The following is an 18,072-nucleotide window of genomic DNA, read 5'->3' as shown; positions in this document are numbered from 1 at the left end:
TCCATCAGCCACCGCTTCCTGACGGCCATCATCAAGGGCGAGCCGAACCACTGGGCCATCCGCGGCGGCAACGCCCAGTCGGGCGGCCTCGGTACCTTCTACGACGGCGTGCGCCCCAACGTCGCGGGCTACAACCCGATGAAGAAGGAAGGCGCCATCATCCTCGGCATCGGCGGCGACAACAGCATCGGCGCCCGCGGCACCTTCTACGAAGGCGTCATGACGTCCGGCTACCCGTCGAACGCCACCGAGGACGCGGTCCAGGCCAACATCGTCGCCGCCGGATACGCCACGTCGGGCGGCGGCAACCCGGGCACCGGACAGCAGATCGTGGGCGGCCAGTCCGGCCGCTGTGTCGACGTGCCCAACAGCACCACCACCAACGGCACCCAGGTGCAGCTGTACGACTGCAACGGCCAGAACAACCAGCGCTGGACCTCCACCTCCAGCAAGGAGCTCCAGGTGTACGGCAACAAGTGCCTCGACGCCTACGCGAAGGGCACGACCAACGGCACCCAGGTGGTCATCTGGGACTGCAACGGCGGAACCAACCAGCAGTGGAACGTCAACTCCAACGGCACGATCACCGGCGTGCAGTCGGGGCTGTGCCTGGACGCGAACTCGGCCGGCACCGCCAACGGCACGAAGCTCATCCTCTGGGCCTGCAACGGCGGAGCCAACCAGCAGTGGAGCCTGCGCAACTGACCCCACGAGGTGATGTGCGCGCGAGCCGCGCGTGATCTTCGGCCGGGCGCCCTCCTGACCAGGCGCCCGGCCGTACGGCGGAGCCGCCCCCGCGCCCGGCGGGGGCGGCTCTCTCATGTCCGGCGGCCTCCCCGCGGCACCCGGGGAAAAAAGTTGCATCAAGCAAAATGCCTGGTAAACACACCTTTCGCTGGCCGCAAAAGGCCATGCCACGCGGGCCCTGCCGTTTGGGGGCAACGGCATCGGGAAGGGCGACCGGCGAGCCGCTCGAAGCCGCGAGATGCCGGACAGACCTCGGCAGACCTCGACGCGGCCGGGCGCGGTGGCATGGTCGTCGCGGCTGCCGCCGGCCCGATCCGTACACGGTTCCACCCGAACGGAGAGGCACATGACTGAGATCGTCGGTGAGAGCCTGGCCAGACGGCTGGTGGAGTGGGGAGTCGACACGATCTTCGGGCTTCCCGGCGACGGGATCAACGGCCTGATGGAGGGCTTCCGGCGGCAGCGGGAGAAGATCCGCTTCATCCTGGTCCACCACGAGGAGGCCGCCGCGTTCATGGCCACCGGCTACGCCAAGGCCACCGGCAGGCTGGGCGTGTGCGCCGCCACCTCCGGCCCCGGCGCGATCCACCTGCTCAACGGCCTGTACGACGCCAAGCTCGACCACGTCCCGGTGCTGGCGCTGACCGGCATGCAGGAGACCTCCGTCCTCGGCACCCACTACCAGCAGGAAGTGCACCTCGACCGGCTCTACCAGGACCTGGCCGCGTACAACCTGATGATCACCAACCCGCAGCAGATGCCCGGGGTGGTGGACCTCGCGATACGCAACGCGCTGACCAGACGGACGGTCTCCCACCTGACCTTCCCCAACGACATCCAGGTCGCCGCCGCCGCCGAGGACCCCTACCGGCACGTCGGCCCCGGCACCCCGCCGGCCAGCATGCCCAACTGCTCCGTGGCGCCGCTGCGGCCCGCCGAGGACGAACTGGTCCGCGCCGCCGACGTGCTGCGCCAGGGCCACAAGATCGCCATGCTGGTCGGGGTCGGCGCCCGGCACGCCCGCGACGAGATCCTGGCCGTCGCGGAGAAGCTCGCGAGCCCGATCGTGAAGACGCTGCCGGGCAAGTTCACGGTGCCCGACGACCACCCGCTGACCACCGGCGGGCTGGGCCTCCTCGGCACCGCGCCCAGCGAGGAGCTCATGGAGGAGTGCGACACGCTGTTCATGGTCGGCACCTCCTTCCCGTACGGGAAGTATCTGCCGCAGGAGGGGCAGGCCCGGGTCGTGCAGATCGACGCCGACCCCACCCTGCTGGGCATCCGCCGGCCCACCGAGGCGCCGGTCGCCGCCGACGCGAAACTCGCCCTCCAGGCGCTGCTGCCGATGCTGGAGGAGGCCAAGGACCGGTCGTTCCTGGAGAAGTACCAGCGCAGGATGGACGACTGGCGCTCGGACATGAAGGCGCTGCAGGACCCCTCCCGCGACCCCATCGCCCCGCAGTACCTCATGGGCTGCGTGGACGAGGCCGCGAGCGACGACGCGATCCTGACCTGCGACTCGGGCACGATCGCCACCTGGGCCGCCCGGCACTGGACGATCCGCGGCGGCCGGGAGTTCTACCTGTCGGGCAACCTCGCCACGATGGCCCCCGGTCTGCCGTACGCGATCGGGATCCAGCACGCCTATCCGGGCCGGCAGGTGGTCGCCTTCGTCGGCGACGGCGGCTTCGCCATGCTCATGGCCGACTTCCTCACCGCGGTCCGGCACGGCCTGCCGATCAAGGTCGTGGTCAACAACAACAACTCCTACGGGCAGATCCTGTGGGAGCAGATCATCCTCGGCTATCCGGAGTACGCCGTCCGCCACCAGCGGCCCGAGGCCGACTTCGCCGCCTGGGCCCGCGCCTGCGGGGCGTACGGAGCGAAGATCAAGGACCCCGGCGACCTGCCCGGCGCGATCCGCGAGGCACTCGCCCACGACGGGCCCGCCCTGGTCGACTGCGACGTCGACCCCAACGAGCCGCCGATGCCCGGCAGGGTCAAGTACGACCAGGCCAAGCACTTCGCCGAGGCGTTCCTGCGCGGCCAGCCGCACAAGGCGAGCACCCTCGCCGCCGTCGCCCGCGACAAGATCAACGAGCTGCTGTCTTGACATCCTCCCCTCCCCTGAAGGGAGGGGATTCCGGCCGTCGCCGGTCGGGTTTCCTGCTTCACCACCGGTCGCCTCATCCGAGAGGACTCTCGTTGAGGTCTTACACCAGCTCCACAGGCGTTTCACCTCTCCGCCAGCCCGGCGGCGAGGATGTTCCTTGCGGCGTTGGCGTCCCGGTCATGGACCGCGCCGCAGGCGCATTCCCAGGTCCGGACGTTCAGCGGCATCGCCTCGGCCAGGGTCCCGCAGGCCGAGCACAGTCTGGAGGAGGGGAACCACCGGTCGATCACCACGAGTTCCCGCCCGTACCAGGCCGTCTTGTACGCCAGCATCGAGCGCAGCTCCCGCCAGGAGGCGTCAGAGATGGCACGGGCCAGCGAGTGGTTCTTCACCATGTTCCGCACCGCCAGGTCCTCGATCACGACCGCTTGGGTCTCACGGACGAGCGAGGTGGTCGGCTTGTGCAGGAAGTCCCGGCGCCGGTCGGCGATCCGCGCGTACACACGGGCGACCTTCAGCCGGGCCTTGGCCCGGTTCGCGCTGCCCACCGCTTCGCGCGCCAGCGAGCGCTGGGCTTTGGCCAGCCTGCGCCGGTCGGCCCGCTCATGCCGGGGATTTGCGACCCTGCCGTCCTCGTCGGTCAGATCGTCGATCGGGCGGGACAGAGCCACCAGGCTGGTGATCCCCACATCCACCCCGACCACGTCCCCCATGGGGGCGAGGGAGCGGATCATCTCCTCCACCAGGAGGGACACGAACCACCGCCCGGCCGCGTCCCTGCTCACCGTCACCGTGGACGGCTCCGCGCCCTCTGGAAGCGGCCGCGACCACACGATGTCCAGCGGGGCGTCCATCTTCGCCAGCGTGAGCCGGCCGTCTCGCCAGCGGAACGCCGAGCGGGTGTATTCGGCCGACGCCCGCGACTTCTTCCGCGACTTGAAGGCGGGGTACTGGGCCCGCTTGGCGAAGAAATTCGCGAACGCCGCCTGCAGGTGCCGCAGCGCCTGCTGCAACGGCACACAGGACACCCCGTTGAGGAACGCCAGTTCCTCCTCGCGCTTCCACGCCGTCAGCAAAGCCGAGGACTCCGCATGAGAGACACGGCGGCCCTTCAGGGCGTAAGCGCGACTCCGTTCCTCCAGCGCCTTGTTGTAGACCAGGCGCACACACCCGAACGTCCGGGCAAGCTCGGACGCCTGCTCGGGGGTCGGGTAGAAGCGGTACCGGCAGGCCCGCTTCACGATCTGCGCCACACCGCACATCATGTCACCCGACCATGCGTTGATCGAACCTTTGTTCGCATTGGACCCCAACTAAGAGGGAACCGCCGACCTCTGCCCGGCTCCGCAGAGAGCCCTGTTCCTCCCCCGCCCGAAAGCGGGGGCTTCCGTGGAGGATTTCGATGACGGAGACAATCCACTTCCTGCCCGACCCGGTGACGGTCCCGCCCCCGCCCGGCGGCGGCCGGGTGGATCTCGCGGCGCTCGAACGCGACCTCAGGGAGGCCGTGGACGGCGAGGTGCGCTTCGACGCGACGATGCGCGGCGCCTACTCCACCGACGCCTCCAACTACCGCCAGGTGCCCCTGGGGGTGGTGGTCCCCCGGACGGTGGAGGCGGCGGCCGCGGCGGTGGAGGTCTGCCGCCGGCACGACGCGCCCCTGCTGTCCCGGGGCGGCGGCACCAGCCTCGCCGGGGAGTGTGTGAACACCGCCGTGGTGATCGACTGGTCGAAGCACTGCGACCGGCTGCTGGAGGTCGACCGGGAGAACCGTACCTGCCTGGTGGAGCCGGGCATCGTGCTGGACATCCTCAACGAGCGGCTGCTCGGCACCGGCCTGGAGTTCGGTCCCCGGCCCTCCACGCACAACCACTGCACGATCGGCGGGATGATCGGCAACAACTCCTGCGGGGCGACCGCCCAGCGGGCCGGCAAGGTCGTGGACAACATCGCCGAGATGGAGGTGCTCCTCTACGACGGCACCCGGATGTGGGTGGGCGAGACCGGCGACGAGGAGTACACGGAGATCCAGCGGCAGGGCGGCCGGAGGGCCGAGGTCTACGCCCGGTTGCGCGCGCTGCGCGACGCGTACCTCGAACAGATCCGCACCCGCTACCCGCACATCCCGCGGCGGGTGTCCGGCTACAACCTCGACAGCCTGCTGCCCGAGAACCGCTTCAACGTGGCCCAGGCCCTGATCGGCTCGGAGGGCACCCTCGTCACGGTGCTGCGGGCCCGGCTGAAGCTGATCCCGGTGGTCAAGGCGCGCACGATGGCCTACGTCTCCTTCCCCGACATCGCCGCCGCCGGGGACGCCGTGCCGGCCGTCCTGCCGCACCGGCCGATCGCCCTGGAGGGCATCGACGACAAGCTGATCCGCTACCAGCGCGAGAGCCATCTCAACCCCGAGGCGCTGAAGAAGCTGCCGGAGGGCGGCGCGTGGCTGCTGATCCAGATGGGCGGCGAGGACAAGGCCGACGCCGACCGCCGGGCCGAGGACATGCTGGCCTCCCTCGGCAGGGGGCGCGACGACCCCGGCGTGGCCGTCTTCGACGACCCGACGCTGGAAGAGCAGATGTGGCAGATCCGCGAGTCGGGCCTCGGCGCGACGGCCCGGGTGCCCGGCCTGCCCGACACCTGGCCCGGCTGGGAGGACTCCGCGGTCTCCCCCGACCGGCTGGGCGACTACCTGCGCGATCTCAACGCGCTGTTCGAGCGGTACGGCTACCGCCAGACCTCGGTCTACGGGCATTTCGGGCAGGGCTGCGTGCACTGCCGCATCCCGTTCGACCTCACCTCGGCCGAGGGGGTGGCGGCGTTCCGCTCCTTCCTGGAGGAGGCCGCCGACCTGGTCGTCGCGTACGGCGGGTCGTTCTCCGGCGAGCACGGCGACGGGCAGGCCCGCGCGGAGCTGCTGCCGAAGATGTTCGGTGACGACCTGGTGGAGGCGTTCGGCCGGTTCAAGGCGATCTTCGATCCCGGCGACCGGATGAACCCCGGCAAGGTGGCCGCGCCGTACCCGCTCGACGACCTGCTGCGGCTGGGCGCCGACTACAACCACGGCGACGTGGCCACGCACTTCGGGTATCCCCACGACGGAGGCAGCTTCGGCCGCGCGGTGCTGCGGTGCGTCGGCGTGGGCAACTGCCGCCGCCACGAGGGCGGGGTGATGTGCCCGTCCTACATGGTCACCCGGGCCGAGGAGCACTCCACCCGGGGCCGCGCCCGGCTGCTGTTCGAGATGCTCGACGGCACGGCCCGGGGCGGCGCGGTGGCGGACGGCTGGCGGTCGGAGGCCGTCCACGAGGCGCTCGACCTGTGCCTCGCCTGCAAGGGCTGCAAGTCCGACTGCCCGGTGAACGTCGACATGGCGACGTACAAGGCGGAGTTCCTGTCCCATCACTACGAGGGGCGGCTGCGCCCGCGCGCCCACTACGCGATGGGGTGGCTGCCCGTGTGGGCGAGGCTCGCGGCGTACGCGCCGCGGGCGGCCAACGCGCTGTCGCACGCGCCGGTGCTGGACCGGCTGGCGAAGACCGCGGCGGGCGTGGACCGGCGGCGGGAGCTGCCGCTGTTCGCGCCGCGGACCTTCCGGGAGTGGTTCGCGGGCCGTGAACCGGCCGGTGACGGCTCGCGCGGGGAGGTCGTGCTGTGGCCCGACACCTTCACGAACCACTTCCACCCGGAGGTCGCGCGGGCGGCGGTCGAGGTGATGGAGTCGGCCGGGTGGCGGGTGCGCGTGCCGGACCGCGCCGGGTGCTGCGGCCTCACCTGGATCTCCACCGGCCAGCTCGCCACGGCCAAGAAGGTGCTGCGCCGCACGCTCGACGACCTGCGCCCGCACCTGCGGGCGGGCACCTTCGTGGTCGGCCTGGAGCCGAGCTGCACCGCCGTGTTCCGGGGTGACGCGCCGGAACTGTTCCCCGACGACGAGGACGTGCGGCGGCTCGCCGGCCACACGGTGACGCTCGCCGAACTGCTGCACGACCACACGCCAGGTTGGAAGCCCCCGAGGGTGCCACGTCAGGCGATGGTGCAGGTGCACTGTCACCAGCACGCGGTCATGAAGCATCAGGCCGACGAGGCGCTGCTCGACGCCGCCGGGGTGGACGCCGAGGTACTCGACTCCGGGTGCTGTGGCCTGGCGGGGAACTTCGGGTTCGAGAAGGGGCACTACGAGGTGTCGGAGGCCTGCGCCGAGCGGGTGCTGATGCCCGCCGTACGGCGGGCCGGTCCCGCGACGGCGCTGCTCGCCGACGGGTTCAGCTGCCGTACGCAGATCGAGCAGGGTGAGGCGGACGGCCGCCGGGCGATGCACCTGGCAGAGTTGCTGCGGGCCGGGCTGCGCGGCGACCAGGGAGACACGCCGTGCCCGGAGGAGACGTACGCCCTCCGGGCCGCGCCGCCCTCGGCGGCGGCCAGGGCCGCCGCGACCGCCGCCGCCGTCGCGACCGGCGCGGCCGTGGCGGGCGCCGCGCTGCTCGCGGGACGGCGGCTGCTCGCGCGGCGGCTGCCGCGGAGGTGAACCGGTGACGACCGGGCCCGGGGCGCCTCTGGGGCTCGGCGCGCGGGCGTACACGATCCCGGCCGACTTCCCCGAGGCCGACGGGACGCTCGCGTGGACGAGCACGACGATCGTGGTCGTCCACGCGGAGGCCGGCGGCGTGCGCGGGCTCGGCTGGACCTACGGCCCCGCCGCCACCGCGTCGGTGGTGACGGACACACTGGCCCCCACCGTCGCCGATCTCGACCCGGACGACGTGCCGGCCGCGTGGACCGCGATGGCCCGCGCGATCCGCAACGCGGGACGGCCCGGGATCGCCGGGCTGGCGCTGTCGGCGGCCGACAACGCGCTGTGGGACCTCAAGGCGCGCCGGCACGGGCTGCCGCTCGCCCGGCTGCTCGGCGGGGCCCGCGCCGCCGTCCCGGTGTACGGCAGCGGCGGCTTCACCACCTATGACGCGGAACGGCAGCACCGGCAGCTCGCCCACTGGGCCCACGAGCTGGGCATCCCCCGCGTCAAAATCAAGATCGGAGAGTCGTGGGGGCGGTGCGCCGGGCGGGACCTGGAACGCATGGCCGCCGCCCGGCGGACCATCGGCGACGACGCCGAGTTGTTCGTCGACGCCAACGGCGCCTACACCCGCAAGCAGGCCGTACGGCTGCTGGACCGGGCCGCCGATCTCGGCGTGCGGTGGTTCGAGGAGCCGGTCTCCTCCGACGACCTGCCGGGCCTCGGGCTCGTCCGCGATCTCGTGCGGGCCGACGTGGCCGCCGGGGAGTACGGCTACGACCTCGTCTACTTCGGCCGCATGGCGCCGTACGTGGACTGCCTGCAGATCGACGTCACCCGGTGCGGCGGGATCAGCGAGTTCCTCCGCGCGGCGGCCGTCGCCGCCGCGCACGGGCTGGAGGTCTCCGGGCACTGCGCCCCGCACCAGCACCTGGCGGTCGCGGCGGCGGTGCCGAACCTGCGGCACCTGGAGTGGTTCCACGACCACGTGCGGATCGAGAGCATGCTGTTCGACGGGGCGGTGTCGCCGGTGGGCGGCGAGGCGCCGGTCGGCCGCGCCGCCCCCGGCAACGGGCTCACGTTCGAGGAGGAGGCCGCCGCCCCCTGGCGCGTCGTCTGACAGTGGTGATGTAGACGAGCACCTCCCGCCGGGGCTATCGGGGGCGGGGCCGAAGTCCGTCGAGGATGATCTGGGCGATGTGCGCGGAGCGTTCGCGGCTGGTGTCCGCGTCGGCGTGCCGGATCGCGGCGAAGGCGCCGGCGACGATCGCCATCACCTCGCCGACCGTCACGTCGTGGCGTACGACGCCGGCGCGGCAGGCGCGGGCGAGCAGGAGCGCGACCTGGTGCGTGAGGTCGGCAGCGGTGTCCGGAGCGGCGTCGCGCAGGTCGAACCCGGCGGCCGCGAGCGCGCTCTTCACCGCGGCGTTCTCCGCGCCCGAGGCCATCATCCGGGACAGCAGCGTGAAGAGGGCGACGCCCCGCTTATGGGATCGGGTCGCTTCACCATGAGGCAGGCCGCGCCGCGAACGAGGAGGACCCATCGATGACCACACGCGAGGAAGCCGGCGCCCTGGTGCTGCGGATGCAGGAGTGCTTCAACACCCGGCAGTTCGACCAGGCCGCCGATCTGTTCACCCCCGACTTCCTCAACCACCCGCTCGGCGCCACCGGGTTCGAAGCGGGCAGGGAGGCCTGGGCCCAGCTCGTCGCCCGGTTCCCGGCGATGCGCGTCGTCACGGACGACATCCTGATCGACGGCGACAAGGTGGCGATCCGCTCGTCCGTCGAGGGGATGGCGGCCCCGGGGAGCGACGTCCGGCCCGTGCTCATCGAGATCTTCCGCATCGGCAACGGCCGGCTCGCGGAGACCTGGGGCGTCACCGAGGGTCCGGATCCACGCCACTGAGGCCCCGCGGCCGCACCAGCTCCTCCGGTAGATCAGCCCCGCCATGCCGAGTGGCGGATCAAGGCGTTGCCCGCTTCTGCGGAAGCACGAAAAGGGATATTTCCTGACTCGGCGCGTCCGGACTCGGTTACGATCTTGGCGAGATCGTGCCAACCCGGTGGCACGCCGCGCCCGTCCGGGATGTGCTTCACCCCGGTCCGGCCCCGAACCGGCTCCTGGACCGCCCAGCAGGAACCCCAGCAGGAAGAGGCCCGCCACGTGAGACGCGCGACCCGCAGCGCGGCCCTGGCCGTCGCGGCGCTGCTGCTGCCCGCCGCTCCCGCCGCCGCGACCATGCCCGCCCCGGCGCCCGTGTCACAGGCCGGGTCACCGGTCTCCTGCGCGGCGACGCTGTCCGCGCCCACCCGGGAGGCCGCCTTCGCCGCGGCGGCGCGCGACACCGGCGTGCCGGAGCCGTTGCTCAAGGCCGTCTCCTACATGCTCTCCCGGTGGGACGACCACCAGGGCCGGCCCAGCGCGGACGGCGGGTACGGCGTCTTCGACCTGAGCGACCGCACGCCCGGCCTGGGCACCGACGCGGACAAGGGGCGCGTGGCCGAGGCGAAGAGCCAGCTCACCCGGGCGGCCGAACTGACCGGCCTGACGGCCGACGCCCTCAGGCGCGTGCCGAACGCCGGGGTGTGCGGCGGCGCGGCGCTGCTCGCCGCCTACCAGCGCGAGAACCCGCGGCGGGAGGGCCTCCGGAGCGGCGGCGACGGCGGCGAACTGGCCGCCTGGCGCGACGCCGTCGGGCGCTTCGGCGCCGGGCACGACTTCGTCCGGCAGGTCTACCAGACCCTGCGCGGCGGCGAGAGCCGGGTCACGGCCGACGGCCAGACTGTGACGCTCCCCGCCGACGAGTCGGTCCCGCTCCCACAGGCCGGGACCGCCGCCGCTCCCGGAACCGGCTGTCCGGAGGATCTCGGCTGCGAGGCGATCCCCGCGCCGTACGCCAAGCTCACGCCCACCGACCCGGACAACACCACGAAGTACGGCAACCACGACATCGCCGATCGGACCGGGCCGGGTGGGCCCAAGCTGGACTACATCGTCATCCACGACACCGAGGGCTACTACGACCCTTCCGTACGGCTCGTGCAGGACCCGGCGTATCTCGCGTGGAACTACACGATCCGCTCGACCGACGGCCACGTCGCCCAGCACCTCGACCCGAAGGACGTGGGCTGGCACGCCGGCAACTGGTACGTCAACATGCACTCCATCGGCGTGGAGCATGAGGGCTTCGCCGGCGACGCGACCTGGTACACCGAGTCGGCGTACCAGACCTCGGCGACGCTGGTGAAGCACCTCGCGGCGACGTACGGCATCCCGCTCGACCGGGCGCACGTCATCGGCCACGACCAGGTGCCGGGCACCGTCGCGGGCACGACCAAGACGATGCACTGGGACCCGGGGCCCTACTGGGACTGGGATCACTACTTCGAGCTTCTCGGCGCGCCGATCGGCGGCGGCCGCGCGGCCACGACGCAGGTCTCCGCCGGTGACGTCGTGGAGGTCCGCACCGGGTACCAGGACAACGCGCAGCCGGTCACCGGCTGCGCCGCGGCGTCGCCGCCCTCGCCGGAGTGCGTCCCGGGATCGGGCACGAACTTCCTGCCGCTCCGCCAGGCGCCGTCGGAGGACGCCCCGCTCGCCGCCGACCCCGGCTGGAAGCCGACCGGCGAGGCCGGCACGACGTACGTGAGCGACGTCAGCGCCCGCGTCGTCTCGGGGCACAGGCTCGTCGTCGCGGAGGTGCGGGGCGACTGGCTGGGCGTGTGGTGGGCGGGCTCGCTCGCCTGGCTGCGCAACCCCGCCGACCGGCCCGTCGTGCTCCCGGCGGCGGCGAAGACGGTCACCGTGAAGGCAGGCGCGACCGGCCCGGCCGCCGTCTACGGCCGCGCCTATCCGGAGGCGGCGGCCTACACCGGGACCGACGTCCCCGCGCAGGCGGTCTCGGCGCTGGAGTACACGATCCCGGCCGGGCAGACGTACGCGGTGAGCGACGACGACGTGGTGACGGACTACTACCGGGCGACGTCGTTCGACGGGTCGGCCCCGGGCGACCGCACCGACGTCAGGGGCCAGGACCGGTACTACCAGCTCTGGTACGCCCACCGGCAGGTGTTCGTCCGGGCGGCCGACGTGGACCTGCACGACGCGCGGCCGTCCGCGCTGGTCAGCACCGCGCCCCCGGTGGTGCGCGGCGATCCGTGGATCGGCCGGCGGCTGACGGCCTCTCCCGGCACGTGGACGCCCTCGCCGAAGAGGATCCGCTACCAGTGGCTGCGCGACGGCGCGAAGATCAGGGGCGCGACGGGGCGGGCCTACCACGTCACGGGCCGCGACCGCGGGGCACGGCTGTCCGTACGGGTGACGGCCTCGGCCCCCGGCTACGAGAGCGGCGTCGCCACCTCGGCGGCCACCGCCCCCGTCCGGTCTCCCGTGCGGTCGCACCGGCACCCCCACCGCCACAGCCACCGTCACCACAGGTAGGCGGGGACCGAGGCTCTACCGGCTTCTCGGCCTCGGGGTGAAGTAGTGCGCGACCATGTAGGCGGTGACCCGCGCGCCGATCTTCGCGCCCTGCACGTCCGCCGTGCGGGTGTGGATGCCCCCCCAGACGCGGGCCTCGACGACCTCGGCGAGCGCGTGGGAGAAGCCGCGGAAATACCGGGTGGTGCCCGAGTCGGCGCTGTAACCGCTGAAGGGGATGTCGTCCCGGCCGAAGAAGTGCCGCAACGCCGACATGCTCGCCGCGGTGAAGCAGGTGTGCCCGGACGTGTAGTCGGGGTGCGGCGGCGTGACGAGCAACGGCGTCCAGGCGGGGTCGGCGGCCGTCTCCGGGTTGCCGTCCGTGTCGGCCAGCCGGATCGCGGTGACCGGGCGCCAGAAGTTCCACGCCGCCTTCTCGTTGTAGCAGGCGATCGTGGCATCGGTCTCGGCCAGGTCGACCATCGCGAACATCCGCGCCGCCTGGAGGGCGTTCAGGCGCTGCCGCGTGGCGAGCTGACGCTTGATCTCCCATTCGGCCAGATGCCGGTCGTGCCACCAGATCGCGGCCTGCGTCTGGTCGGCCGTACGGACCGTGCTGGTCGCCGAGCCGATCGTCTTGACCTCGTTGAGGTCCCGGGCGTACCGGCGGCCGGTGAGCGCCGGCGGGCCGGACGTGCGGAACATGGACGCGCTGGGGATGAGGAACGGCTTGAGGTGACCGACCCATGCCCCGTCCGAGGCGTACGCGGGCGGCGCCGGCCGCCACTGACCGGGGCGGGTGCCCACGGGCCAGGTCTGGTCGCCGAACGCCCCGTCGTCCCGCCGCGCCGCGATCATCGCGTCGGCGGCCTTGGCTCCCACGGTTGTTCCCCGCTGTTTCGCGGTGCCGTCGGGTATCGCGCCCAGCGACTCGTCGTACTGGGCTTTCAACCTCGCCTGCTGGTCGGGAAACAGCGCTCGCAGCACCTGGTAACTCGCGGCCGCGACGGCCGCGTCCGTCGACTCCGTGCCGTCGGCGGCCGGTGCGACCAGGTACGGCTGGTAGGGAGCGCCGGCGATCGCGTTCACCGCGTCGTAGACCGCCCCGTGCACCATGGCGAAGCTGCGTGCCTGGACCTGCGGCTGCTGACCGGCGACGTCCCAGATCGCGGTCTGGGCGTTACGGTCCCAGACGATGACGGCGTCGGCGGACGAACCCGACTCCCCGGCGTACGCCGAGGACGAGCCGAGCGCGATCGGCGACCCGGCGGCGATGACCCCGGCGACGGCCGCCCAGACGACCATGGGTCGCGGAGCGGCCGCCCGGCATGCGGCGAATGGGCGGAACATGAGCGCAGGCTACTATGCCGACAATAGGCGTTACAGTGGTTGACATTTCCGGAAAGCGCATATCGATCCAGCCGGAATAGCAGGTCGTCAGAGATATACGTCTTCCCGGTCCGGCGAGCAGGGTGAGTATGGCTGCTCTGTTTATCCGGCCCCCTGTTTTTGTCCGGCCCAGTTCGTCCGGCCCTGTTCATCCGGTCCGGTCAGCCCGGCTGCTCGCGGGTGCCGGTGAGGTCGTCCCGCGCGGCCGCGCCCGGCGTCCGTACGGTGAGCGCGACGAGCGTGACCCCGCACGCCAGGAGCAGGGCCAGTTGCAGGGCTCCGACGAGGGTGATCAGGCCGGAGAGGTACCCCTCCGCGCCCGGGTGCAGCGTGGCCGCCCGGGCCACCACGGTGGGCACGGTCAGGATCGCCGCCGCGGGGGCGACGGAGCCGGAGGCCACGACCGGCGGCGCGGAGGCCGGGGCCGGGGTGGCGGAAGCCCGGAGCGCGGGCCGGCGCAGGACCAGCCACGCCGTCACCGCGAGCAGCGAGACGCAGGCGAGGCCCGCCGGGTCCAGCCACAGCCACGGCTGCAGCATGAGCGGGCCCGGTTCGCCTCCGGCTCTCGCCGCCGCGCCGAGCGCACCGACGGCCAGGGCGAGCAGCACGCCCGCCGCGACCGGGACGGCGACGACACGCGCGGCCGTCGCACCGGGCAGGCGCGGCGGCGGCGCGTCACGGTGGAACCCGGCCGTCAGCGCCAGCGCCGTCACCAGGGCCGGCAGCGCCGTCAGGAGCCCTGCGATCCAGCCGGGTCCGCCGGCCGCCCCGGGGTCCAGCGCGTACGGCAGGACCAGGGCCGCCCAGGCCGACGCCTTGGCCGTGCCCGCCCGGCCGCGGACGAGCGCTCCGAGGCTCGCGGCCCACAACAGCGGCGCGAGACCGGACAGCACCTGACGCAGCCGCTCGGGCGAGCCGGGGTCGCCGATGCCCATGAGGCCGTCGGGGAGCACGCCGGCGACGACGCCGTACGTGAGCACCGTCTGCGCGGCGAACAGCGCGCCGAGCATCGTCCAGAAGACCAGGCCGAGGATCGCGGCCCCTCGGACCGCCTCTCCCGTGGCGTACTCCCCCGGCGGCGAGCCGGGGCCGCCGAGCCGCACCCGCAGCGCGAGCGCGGCCACGCCGGCGATCTCCGCCCACCGTACGCGCTGGTCGTCGAGGTCCGTCTCCGCGCGGCGGGCGCCGTCGAGGAAGGCGGAGACCATCTCCTCCTCGCGCCGCGCCCGGTAGGACGCGGGCAGCAGCCGGAGCACCCGCCGGTAGCGTTCCTCCAGCACGCTCATGCCAGGCCTCCCGCCTGCCGGAGGCGGAGCCGCTCGACGGCGCGGTGGGCGTTGTCCGCCAGCCGGACGGCCTCCTCCTCCAGCGCCCGCGCCCCCTCATCGGTCAGCCGGTAGTAGCGGCGCAGCCGTCCCTGCCGCACCTCCTCCCGGTCGGGCTCCACCAGGGCGTCGGCCGCGAGCCGGTCGAGCACGCCGTACAGAGTGCCGATCTTGAGCTGGACGCGCCCTCCGGAGAGCCGCTCCACCTCCTGCGCGATGCCGTAGCCGTGCCGCGGCTCGTCGACCAGTGCGGTGAGGACGAGAAAGGCGGGTTCGGTGATCGGCCGTGGTGTCATGCCCTCATCATATATCGAGAGACATGATATTCAAGGCCGGACGGCATAGCTGAGTTGTCAGGACGTGATGCGGAAGGTGGCGTCCTGGCGGTCCACGGAACTGGAGGACGCGCTCAGCGGGTCGATGCGGAGCAGGTAGTCGTAGTGCCTGATGTAGCGGTCGGGGTAGTTGTAGGAGCGGAACGACGTCCACGCCGAGTCGGCCAGGCCGGCGGTGCGGTAGAAGGTGGCGTCGGCGCGGAACGTCGTGGTGTTGTCGTTGGCGGCGAGCCGTAGCTCGTAGTTGTAGTGCCGCAGGTAGCTGCCGGGGTAGTTCACCGACTCGAACGACACGCCGGCCGAGTCGGCGAGGCCGGAGACCATCCGCCACATCTGGTCGCGGTACGGATCGAAGGGATAGGCGTCGATGCGCGCGACGTTGTTCTGGTGCCGTACGAACCGGTCGGGGAAGTTGGAGGACTTCAGCCGCACCCAGCCGGGTGTCCCCCACCGGCTGACCAGGGCGTTGTACTCGGCGTCGGTGATCTGGGCGATCGAGCCGTGCTTGGAGTTCAGCGGCGGGGTGTAGTCACGCTGGTTCAGCGGGGTCCAGGAGTTGGCGCCGACGTTGGCCGACCCCCAGGCGTAGTAGTCGTTGTTGACGGGACTGTACGAGTCGCCCCACAGCCGCCACCCGCCCTCGTTGGTCCGGTGCAGCAGCGGCGCCTCGATGCCGCTCCCCTGGATCAGGCCGCTGGTGTAGGTGGTGAAGCTGTTGGGGGCGCCCGTGGACGACCGCGCCCCGTAGAGACGGCCGTCGCCGAGGTTCTTGTAGTAGAGATAGGTGGTTCCACCATCCACGACGATGTCGCCGTCGAGCACGCCGAAGCCCGGGCTGAAGAAGGTCTGGGCGGCGCCGACGTTCACGAAGTCCGTCGTGTAGTTCACCCTGAGAATCTCGGCCGCGGAGTAGACGATGCCGTACTGCCCGCGCGAGGCGTCCCAGAAGACCGTCGGCGCCCAGGTGTGGTCGTTGGTGGTCTGCATCCGCACCCGGCGGTATCCGGTGAAGTTCGTCAGGTTCACCGAGTCCCAGACGTGCAGATACTGACTGTTCGAGTTCCAGTCGGTGCCCTTGAGATCGGTGGCGATCACCACGAGCGTGCCGTCGTTCTTCCGGAACACCTGCGGGTCGCGCAGCCCCAGTTGGCCGGCCGTCGGCGTGACGACCGGGTTGTTCTGGTTCAGCGGCGTCCAGTTCAGGCCGTCCCGGCTGACCGCCAGGTGCAGGCCGTAGTCCGCGCCCTGGGCCGACGGCGACTCGGTGAAGTACGCGAAGACGTAGGCGGCGTACGTCGCCGCCCGCGCCTCCCGCGGGAAGCCCGCCGCGCCCGCGGTGACGAGCGCGGCGGAACCGAGCGCCGCCTTGGTGAAGTCTCTCCGGGACAGGGTCACGGACGTACCTTTCTGGATCGCAGCGGACGGATCCTCGGAGCGGGAGGCGGGACGGGCGGCTCAGCGGTAGCCGGCGGCGACCACGTCGGCCTGGACCGCGTTCTCCGTCGCGTCGGACGGGTAGCCCGAGACGATGGCCCCCTCGTAGAAGGTGCCCGCGCTGAGGTTGGTGTTGGTGGCGCAGCAGTCGCCGCCGCTGCCGAGGATGATCGCGCCCTGCTTCCTCATCGGGCTGTAGCCGGGGGGAAGCGAGCCGTCGTAGAGGGTGTAGAGGCTGCCGGACTGGGCGTTGCTACCCTTGATCGCGAACCGGGACGTGCCGTTGTTCTTCAGCGTCGCGGTGACGAACTTGCTGGTGAAGGCCCGCTGGTTCGGGTTCCAGGAGCTGCTTCCACCGGGGTAGAGGCCGTATTCGAGGTCGGCCTGAACCCACGGACCGCTGCCGGAGCAGCCGCCGAACCAGCAGCTCGTGCCGAAGTAGATCGCGTCCATGGCGCCGGCGCCGTCGGCCCTCCGGGTCGTCTCGCTGTTGCCGTAGTCGAAGCAGCAGCCGCTGTTGACGTGGGTGCCGCTGGTCACCATGTAGACGCCCTCGGGCGCGCTGCCGGTCGGCACGCCGGTCGTGTGGCCGTCGCGCCAGTAGCTGTTGCCGGGGTTGATGTACAGCGAGTAGGCCTTGCTCCCGCCGACCGTCAGCGACTCGGTCGTCGCCTTCGCGGGGGTGGCCCTGCCGCCGGCCCCGCCCGATCCCTGGTACCAGACGTCGTTGCCCCGCCCGGACTGGTCGTACACGACGGTGATGACGCAGGTGGTGCCGGAGCAGAACGAGTCCTGGGCGGCGGCGTTGGCGACACCGCCCGCGCTCAGCACGCCGATGTTCCGGGTGGCGTTGTCGGACGACCGCCTGACCTGGTACAGGTTGCCGTTGTAGGCGCGGTAGAGCGCGCGGGTCGTGCTGTGCGCGGCCACGCACGGCGTGCCGCCCGCCGCGTAGATGTCACAGGGCTTGGACGACCCCTGCGGGGTGGACGACGGGCTCGCGGAGGGACTGGCCGACGGGGTGCTCGACGGGGTGCTCGACGGCGTGGTGGAAGGTCCCGTCGAGCCGGTGCAGGTCGTGCCGTTGAGGGCGAAGCTCGTCGGCGCCGTGTTGGTGCCGCCGAAGGCGCCGTTGAAGCCGAAGCTGGTGTTGCCGCCGGTCGGGATGCTTCCGTTGTAGGAGGCGTTGGTCACCGTCACCTGCGCGCCGGACTGGGTGTAGGAGCCGTTCCAGAGCTGGCTGATCGTCTGCCCGGAGGGGAACGACCACGTGAGCCGCCACCCGTTGACGGGGTCACCGAGGTTGGTGATGGTCACGTTGGCGCCGAAGCCGCCGGACCACTGGCTGCTGACCGAGTAGTCCACCCGGCATCCGGTGGCGGCCTGGGCGGTGGTCGTGGTCAGCGCACCGGTCCCGCCGATCACGGCGGCGACCCCGGCGGCGATCCAGAGCCGCAGACGAGGAATCTTCATGAGCGCTCCCGTACGGGCTGCGAGGAGGAGGGTTGTTAGCGCTAACACAGGGGGGCCTTGAGTGTTAGCGCTAACAAGTCTTCGAGGAGGACAGGCCGTTCTTGAGTCGGATCGGGACGGTGGTGGTGCAGCGGAGCAAACACGAGGCGGCGAGGACCCGTCAAGGTCCGTACGGCGCCGCCCCGTCCGCCGGGACGCCGCGAACCCGCCTCATCTGCCGGTACGAGCACCGGGCCGGGGCCACCGGCGGGAAGCGGACGGTGAAATTTACAGTGGGGGCGTTCGGTCGCCGGACCGCCTCGGCAGGGCATCGCCCCTGA

The 18,072-nt window shown here is 71.9% G+C and carries 12 protein-coding genes and 1 pseudogene; 6 read left to right on the top strand and 7 right to left on the bottom strand.

Annotated elements, in window-relative coordinates; genetic code table 11:
* Nucleotides 1–705 (top strand): arabinofuranosidase catalytic domain-containing protein (locus Mam01_RS31685; RefSeq protein ID WP_239101769.1); only part of this gene is annotated, 705 nt, incomplete at its 5' end.
* A gap of 388 nt (nucleotides 706–1,093) precedes the next feature.
* A complete protein-coding gene (locus Mam01_RS31680; RefSeq protein WP_204288860.1) occupies nucleotides 1,094–2,860 on the top strand; it encodes a thiamine pyrophosphate-dependent enzyme in 1,767 nt (588 codons plus the stop codon).
* Between the two features lie 35 nt (nucleotides 2,861–2,895).
* On the opposite strand, the pseudogene Mam01_RS31675 reads toward Mam01_RS31680, so the two are convergent.
* Nucleotides 2,896–4,122, bottom strand: a pseudogene (locus tag Mam01_RS31675) (RNA-guided endonuclease InsQ/TnpB family protein); the annotation flags it as partial.
* A gap of 140 nt (nucleotides 4,123–4,262) precedes the next feature.
* Between Mam01_RS31675 and Mam01_RS31670 the strand changes: the two are divergent.
* Together Mam01_RS31670 and Mam01_RS31665 are read left to right on the top strand one after the other, a co-directional pair.
* Complete coding sequence (locus Mam01_RS31670) at nucleotides 4,263–7,385, top strand: FAD-binding and (Fe-S)-binding domain-containing protein (RefSeq protein ID WP_204288858.1); 3,123 nt, start codon at nucleotides 4,263–4,265, stop codon at nucleotides 7,383–7,385.
* Between the two features lie 4 nt (nucleotides 7,386–7,389).
* Entirely contained in the window at nucleotides 7,390–8,493 is a 1,104-nt protein-coding gene (locus Mam01_RS31665) for an enolase C-terminal domain-like protein (protein WP_204288857.1), read from the top strand.
* A 34-nt stretch (nucleotides 8,494–8,527) separates the two neighbouring features.
* Here the strand turns inward: Mam01_RS31665 and Mam01_RS31660 are convergent, their stop codons facing one another.
* Nucleotides 8,528–8,917, bottom strand: coding sequence for an SbtR family transcriptional regulator (locus Mam01_RS31660; protein WP_345530583.1), 390 nt, complete (start codon nucleotides 8,915–8,917; stop codon nucleotides 8,528–8,530).
* 2 nt (nucleotides 8,918–8,919) lie between these two features.
* Between Mam01_RS31660 and Mam01_RS31655 the strand changes: the two genes are divergently transcribed.
* Nucleotides 8,920–9,282, top strand: a complete 363-nt coding sequence (locus Mam01_RS31655; RefSeq protein WP_204288855.1) for an ester cyclase — start codon at nucleotides 8,920–8,922, stop codon at nucleotides 9,280–9,282.
* 258 nt (nucleotides 9,283–9,540) lie between these two features.
* Nucleotides 9,541–11,817, top strand: coding sequence for an N-acetylmuramoyl-L-alanine amidase (locus Mam01_RS31650; RefSeq protein ID WP_204288854.1), 2,277 nt, complete (start codon nucleotides 9,541–9,543; stop codon nucleotides 11,815–11,817).
* A 15-nt stretch (nucleotides 11,818–11,832) separates the two neighbouring features.
* Here Mam01_RS31650 and Mam01_RS31645 read toward each other — a convergent pair whose 3' ends face one another.
* The 5 genes from Mam01_RS31645 to Mam01_RS31625 form a co-directional block, all read right to left on the bottom strand.
* Nucleotides 11,833–13,146 (bottom strand): vanadium-dependent haloperoxidase, encoded by a 1,314-nt coding sequence (locus Mam01_RS31645; RefSeq protein WP_204288853.1) that lies wholly within the window; start codon nucleotides 13,144–13,146, stop codon nucleotides 11,833–11,835.
* Nucleotides 13,147–13,346: 200 nt separating this feature from the next.
* Complete coding sequence (locus Mam01_RS31640; RefSeq protein WP_204288852.1) at nucleotides 13,347–14,471, bottom strand: hypothetical protein; 1,125 nt, start codon at nucleotides 14,469–14,471, stop codon at nucleotides 13,347–13,349.
* Nucleotides 14,468–14,806: a PadR family transcriptional regulator gene (locus Mam01_RS31635; protein WP_239101768.1), complete on the bottom strand. Its 339-nt coding sequence runs from the start codon at nucleotides 14,804–14,806 to the stop codon at nucleotides 14,468–14,470. The genes Mam01_RS31640 and Mam01_RS31635 overlap by 4 nt, the downstream gene beginning before the upstream one ends.
* 57 nt (nucleotides 14,807–14,863) lie before the next feature.
* Entirely contained in the window at nucleotides 14,864–16,240 is a 1,377-nt protein-coding gene (locus Mam01_RS31630; RefSeq protein WP_239101767.1) for a glycoside hydrolase family 43 protein, read from the bottom strand.
* A 60-nt stretch (nucleotides 16,241–16,300) separates the two neighbouring features.
* Nucleotides 16,301–17,752 (bottom strand): arabinofuranosidase catalytic domain-containing protein, encoded by a 1,452-nt coding sequence (locus tag Mam01_RS31625; protein WP_204288851.1) that lies wholly within the window; start codon nucleotides 17,750–17,752, stop codon nucleotides 16,301–16,303.
* Nucleotides 17,753–18,072 lie beyond the last annotated feature (320 nt).

It is taken from the genome of Microbispora amethystogenes, assembly GCF_016863015.1.
In the GTDB taxonomy this organism is placed as follows: Bacteria; Actinomycetota; Actinomycetes; order Streptosporangiales; family Streptosporangiaceae; genus Microbispora; species Microbispora amethystogenes.
Note: the sequence above shows the minus strand (reverse complement) of the source record. Positions and strands in the feature narration are given on the sequence as shown.